Here is a 5,952-nt window from a genome sequence, read left to right as displayed (position 1 = left end):
CTATTTCAGGACTAGACACCGGAGTCTGGCGGCTTAGTGCCCCGCCAGCTTCATCTGCTCGACCAGCACAGAGCCCGTCTTGAGGCTGGAGCGCTCGTCCTCGTCGTTCCCCACCGCCACCAGGGTGCTGAACATGTCGGCCAGGTTGCCGGCTATGGTGATCTCCTCAACCGGATAGAGGATCTCGCCATTTTCCACCCAGAAACCGGCGGCGCCTCGGGAGTAGTCACCATTGACGATGTTGACCCCCTGCCCCATCAGCTCGGTCACCAGCAGGCCGGTACCCATCTCTTTGAGCATGCCCTGGAAATCCTGGCCGGTATTGGAAACCTGCCAGTTATGGATGCCACCGGCGTGGCCCGTGGTGGTCAGCCCCAGCTTGCGTGCCGAGTAGGAGGTGAGCAGCCAGCTCATCAGCTCGCCGTTGCGGACTATATCCATGTCGCGGGTGCGTACCCCTTCGCCGTCGAAGGGGGTACTGGCAAGCCCCCCCAGCAGGTGTGGAAACTCCTGAATGCTGAGCCACTCAGGCAGTATCTGCTTGCCCAGCTTGTCCAGCAGGAAGCTCGACTTGCGATAGAGGTTGCCGCCGCTGATGGCCATCACCAGATGGCCCCACAGGCCGGCGGCGGTGTCGGGATGAAACAGCACGGGGGCGTGGCGGGTGCTGATCTTGCGGGCCCCCAGACGGGAGACGGTACGCTCCACCGCCTCGTCGGCGATCCGCTGCGGGGTCCAGAGGCCGGAGAGGGCGCGGCTGGAGGAGTAGCCATAGTCCCGCTGCATGTCCCCATCCTGCTCGCCGATCAGCACGCAGCTCAGGGAGTTGCGCGACGCCGCATAGCCTTTGACGAAGCCATGGCTGTTGCCATAGACCTTGACCCCCAGATGGCTTGAAAAGCTGGCGCCATCGGAGTGCTTGATGCGGGCATCACGCCCCAGGGCCAGCCGCTCGCACTCGATGGCCAGCTCGATGCCACGCTGGGGATCCAGTTCGATGGAGTGACAGAGTTGCAGATCCGGGGCATCCCAGGCCAGCAGTTCGGCATCCGCCAGGCCGGCATATTCATCGGGGGAGGTGTGGCGGGCAATCTCCATGGCCGCTTCGACGGCGGCGCGGATGGCAGGCTTGCCGAGATCCGTGGTCGAGGAAGATCCCTTGCAGCCATTGCGATAGACGGCGATGCCGAGCGCTCCATCCTTGTTGAACTCGATGCTTTCCAGCTCACAGCCCCGGGTATTCACCGACAGCCCTGTCTGCTTGCTGATGGAGACTTCCGCAAGCCCGGCACCCAGCCCCTTGGCTATCTCCAGGGCCTCGGCGACCACCGCCTCGAGATGGGCTTGATCCTGGCGGATTTGATCTTGCTGGTCCATAACTCACATCTGTATGAAGGAAGGAAAGGGGCTAAGCATATCAGACCCCTGCGCCCAGCGGGAGAAGCTGGTAACATATCCCCCAACGCGAATGACAGGAATCAGAGACCGATGAGTCAGTATCAAGACGACAACGAATTGGACGATTGGGGTCCAAGCAAGAGCCAGCTCAAGCGCGACGCCGAGGCACTGCAGAAACTGGGGGCCGAGATCGTCTCCCTGAGCCACAGCGAGCTGGAACGGATCCCGCTGGATGAAGAGTTGGCCGAAGCCGTCGAGCTGGGCCGCAAGCTCAAACCCAAGAAGGACGAATCCTTCCGCCGCCACCTGCAGTTCATCGGCCGCTTGATGCGCAGCCGGGATATAGAGCAGATCGAGGAAGCCCTCTCCATCATCAAGATGCGTCACTCCACCGTGAATGCCCGCCTGCACCGGCTGGAGCAGTGGCGTGAGCGCCTGATCACCGAGGGTGATAGCGCCCTCAACGAACTGATGTCCCAGTTCCACGAGCTGGATCGCCAGAAGCTGCGTCAGCTGATCCGCACCGCCAACAAGGAGCGGGAGCTGAACAAGCCGCCGGTAGCCTATCGCGAGATGTACCAGTACCTGCGCGGCGAGATAGAACATCTGCTGTGAGTCATGATGCTGGCGCGGGACACCTGTCGCCGACAGAAACAAAAACGGGGCCAAGCTGGCCCCGTTTTTTATGCGCCGTCAGCTGCCCGGCAAACACTGGGTGTGAGTACCCGGTTGCAGATAGGGTACCAGCAAGGGCGCCATCCCCTTGAGGACCTGTACCGGCAGTGCCGAGGTGAAGCGGAACTTGTCGGACTGGCTGCCAGGCACATAGGCCGTCAGGGTGCCGAAGTGATCATCCCCTATGTAGAAGACAAAGGTCGCGGTCCGGTTGCGGGCCAGCGAGCTGGTGACATTGCCGTAGCGACCGACAGTTTCAATCCTGTTGTCCCCCGTCCCCGTCTTGCCCCCCAACGACAGCACAGTGCCATCCTGCAAGGCAAAGGCACCGGCGATGCGCCGTGCCGTGCCGCCTTCCACCACCTTGGACAGGGCATTGCGCAGGGCGGTGGCCACCTCGGCGGGCATCACCCGCACACCCTGGGTGTTGGCCGGTTCGAACGCGGTGGCGAAGGGTGTGTCCTTGGCAAAGGAAAGATGCTCGATCCGCAGGGTCGGTGCCCGCATGCCGCCGTTCTGGATGATCCCCATCAACTCAGCCAAAGCGGCGGGTCTGTCTCCCGAACTGCCCAGGGCGGTCGCCAGGGAAGGAACCAGGTGATCAAACGGATAGCCCAGGCGTGCCCAACGCTGATGGATGTCGAGGAAGGCCTCGACTTCCAGCATGGTGCGGATCCGGCTATCCCGGGCGCTGCGATGGCGGGTCTTGAACAGCCAGCTGTAGACCTCCTGACGCTCATCCCGGCTGGCCGCAACCGCATCGGCGAAGGTAGCCTTGTCAAACTCCCTGAGATAGGAGAGCAGCCACAGCTCCAGCGGGTGGACGCGGGCGATATAGCCTTGATCCGGCAGTGAATACTTACCAGGACCATAGCTGGTGTAGAGCTGCTCGACTCGCTTGTCGCTCAGCTTGTCTCGCGGCAGGCGCTTCGCCAGGAAGGCGGCAAAATCGGCCTGTGACGCTTCCGGCATCAGGTAGCGATGCACGGCCGCGAGGCGCACCGCGCTGGGCTTGAGGCCGTCTAGGAAGGTATCGAGCTGCTCATCCGTGGTCTTGCCGCGATATTTGCGCCAGAAGCGCAGCAGATAGGTCTGGCCCTCCTTGTCGGCAAACTTGGCCAGATACTCGGTACGACGGGGATCCTTGTCATCCTTGAGCAATTGGGCGCGGTTGCCTTCCTTGTAGAGGCTGTAGCGCACTATGTCCCGCATCAGCCGCACGAAGGGCAGGTTGATGGATTCACGCAAGGCGTCGCGGATAGGCGGAATGCGGCCATTGTCTTCCTTGCGGAAGTTGTTGAAGGTATGCATGCCGCCGCCGGTGAAGAAGCCCTCGTAGGGGCTGGCGGAGTATTTGCGATCCAGCGCCGCCTCCAGCATCACGGGCAAGCTCTTGTCCTTGGCACTCATCAGGTAGGCAATGGCCCAACGGCTGATGTTGTCCTGATCGGAGACCTCTATCTTGCGCAGGCTCTCGGTCGGCATGTTCCCGTAGCTGTCATGCAGCTCGGTCACTATCTCCAGATAGGTGGTCAGCACCCGCAGCTTGGCGGTAGAGCCCAGCTCCAGCTTGCTGCCCTCGTTGATGTCGAACGGCTGATCCGTGTTGTCGGTCTGCACCCGCACCTTGACCCCTTCCGGCGTCTTCTCGAACAGGGTGAAGCTGTATTTCACGTCCCCCGTCTTCTCCGGCGAGAGCAGGCGCTCACCAAACAGCCCGACCTGGGCGGCGAATGTGGGATCCGCCAACTGCTGCAGATAACGAGAGACGTCATTTTGCAGCGGCATGTTGAGGGTCGTATCCGCCGTCAGATCCATGCGGTCCAGATCATAGAGCTGAACCCCGAGCTGGCGGCTGAGGCGGGTGCGCGCGACCTGCAACCCCTTGTTGTTATTGACCCGGGTGATCGCCGGCGTCTGCAGGAAGTCGCGGAACGCAAGCTTGGCCTTGAGTGCCGACTCCATCAGGGGCGGCGTGATCATGCCCTCCTGCACGAACAGACGCAGGTAGCTGTCAGTCAGGGTCGACAGCGCCTCCCGTCCCTGGGCCAGATAGTAGGAGGGGCGACGGTGGGCAATCATCAGGGAGACGACCTGGCGCAGCGCCAGCCCCTGCTCGGCCAGGGTGGCATCCTGATTGCGAGCGGGATCCAGCAGGCGATTCACCTCATCCACATCGGCACCAAACCAGACCCAGAGACCATCCCCCAGGCCGTGCACCTCGCCATAGCCCGGGGCGGCGGAGAGCGGCACCGAGTTGAGATAGGCCCAAGCCACCAGTTTGCGTGCTTCCAGGGTTTCTGGCCCCAATCGATAGGCCCGCACGCTGGCCGAGGCCATCTGGCGAATCTTCTCGGTGGGGGACAGGGTCAAACCATCAGGGGAGTGACGATACTTCTCCACCTGGGTCGCCAGCGTACTACCACCGGCGGATTGATCCTGCATATCCAGCGCCTTGCCCACCTGGGACAGTGCAGCCTTGGCAAAACGGGGCCAGTCTACAGCCGGGTTGGCCAGCGGCTGCTCGTTGCTCAGCAGCTCCCGGTTCTCGATAAACAGCAGCGACTGTATGACCAGAGGAGGTATGGAGTTGAAATCAGGGTAGTAATGGGTCGGGTACTTGTATTGATAGAAAGGCTCGGCACGGCAGTCGTGCAGAGTCAGCCCCGCCTGCACCTTCTCGGTATAGGGGACGAAGAAACCATGGCTGGCGTAGTTGTAGAGCGCATCGGAAAAACGCACCTGCTCGCTCACCTGATAGCCACGCTGGATGAGGCGCTCCTGGATCATGGGCATCAGCACATAACCGAGTCGCTTGTCGAAGGGGCCATCATCCGGGAAGGTGATCTGCTTGCTGGGACCGGGTTCCAGCTCATAAGTCAGCTTGGCGGCATAACGGGAGATCTCCTGCGACTGCAATCGGGAGGTCTTCATTTCATAACCGACCAGGGCGATCACGGCAGCCAGGCAAAGCAAAAAGATGAAACAGAACAACCAGCGCCACCAGGGGCGACGCTTGCGCTGATATTGCCCGTCCGCATGCGGTACGGATGAATCCTGAGATGCCACTTTGTTCGAATCCGTCTGTTTTGATGCGCCCATATCAGCCCCACCATGGTTGCGCAATTTATTGTCTTTCAATCAAGCTTAGTCGTTTCAAGTCAAGGGCTTGAAAACTATTGACCGCTTTGCAGCGATGTTAACAGGGCGATTATAAAAATGGGAGCCGATTGTTGCAGTACGGCGAGAGATCCGAGCTGCGGAGTGGAAATGAAACACCGGCTGGAAGCCGGTGTTCGAGAATGGCGATGTGAGCTTACTTGCTGGTACTCATGCCCTTGAGCTTGGTGCTCAGCTCTTTGCGCTCCTTGGAAAGCTCGGCATTCTTGATGATGTGATCATCAACACGCTCTTCGTAATCGGTGCGCATGTTGGCGATGATGGCCTGCACCTCATCGATGCTCATGCCGGGCTTGATATAGTCACTCAGGTTGTCGAGCAACAGCACCCGCTTCTGGTTGTCACGGATCTTCTTCTCGTTGTCCGCGATTTCACGCTTGAGCTTGTTCTGACGACGGGACATACGCACATATTCCAACACATCGCTGAAAGTAGACTTGTTTACTTGTTCCATATCGGTACCACTGACTGAAGGTGAATGAAAACGGGTGGGATGCTCTCATACCAGATGGAGACGCAAAGGCATGGTATGGGCAAACCCGGAATGCCCTTTACTCTACCGAGTTATGATGCAGATACAACCCCAATTGCAGGCCCGACGCCGGCTTTCAGCAGGATAGCGCCGCGTGAGGAATCAAATGGAAAACCGGTGAGAGTGCAGAACCAGGCGTGACGGCAGATGTAGTGGTCTAATCATCC

At 60.2% G+C, this 5,952-nt stretch carries 4 protein-coding genes; 1 reads left to right on the top strand and 3 read right to left on the bottom strand.

Annotated features, from left to right (window positions below):
* Positions 1–33: 33 nt before the first annotated feature.
* A complete protein-coding gene (gene pmbA, locus G4923_RS20795; protein ID WP_106885622.1) occupies positions 34–1,377 on the bottom strand; it encodes a metalloprotease PmbA in 1,344 nt (447 codons plus the stop codon).
* Between the two features lie 111 nt (positions 1,378–1,488).
* Here pmbA and yjgA point away from each other — a divergent pair, with 111 nt between their 5' ends.
* On the top strand, positions 1,489–2,013 hold the full coding sequence (gene yjgA / locus G4923_RS20790; RefSeq protein ID WP_106885621.1) for a ribosome biogenesis factor YjgA: 525 nt from the start codon (positions 1,489–1,491) through the stop codon (positions 2,011–2,013).
* Between the two features lie 78 nt (positions 2,014–2,091).
* Here the strand turns inward: yjgA and G4923_RS20785 are convergent, their stop codons facing one another.
* The gene (locus G4923_RS20785) at positions 2,092–5,175 is read right to left on the bottom strand and encodes a transglycosylase domain-containing protein (RefSeq protein WP_163138171.1); all 3,084 of its coding nucleotides are present in this window, start codon (positions 5,173–5,175) and stop codon (positions 2,092–2,094) included.
* A gap of 214 nt (positions 5,176–5,389) precedes the next feature.
* Positions 5,390–5,707, bottom strand: coding sequence for a PTS system regulator TmaR (tmaR, locus tag G4923_RS20780; protein WP_025328544.1), 318 nt, complete (start codon positions 5,705–5,707; stop codon positions 5,390–5,392).
* Between the last annotated feature and the right edge of the window lie 245 nt (positions 5,708–5,952).

Source organism: Aeromonas rivipollensis, from assembly GCF_010974825.1.
Classification (GTDB): domain Bacteria; phylum Pseudomonadota; class Gammaproteobacteria; order Enterobacterales; family Aeromonadaceae; genus Aeromonas; species Aeromonas rivipollensis.
The sequence above is the reverse complement of the archived record's forward strand: the minus strand, read 5'-3'. Positions and strand labels throughout refer to the sequence as shown.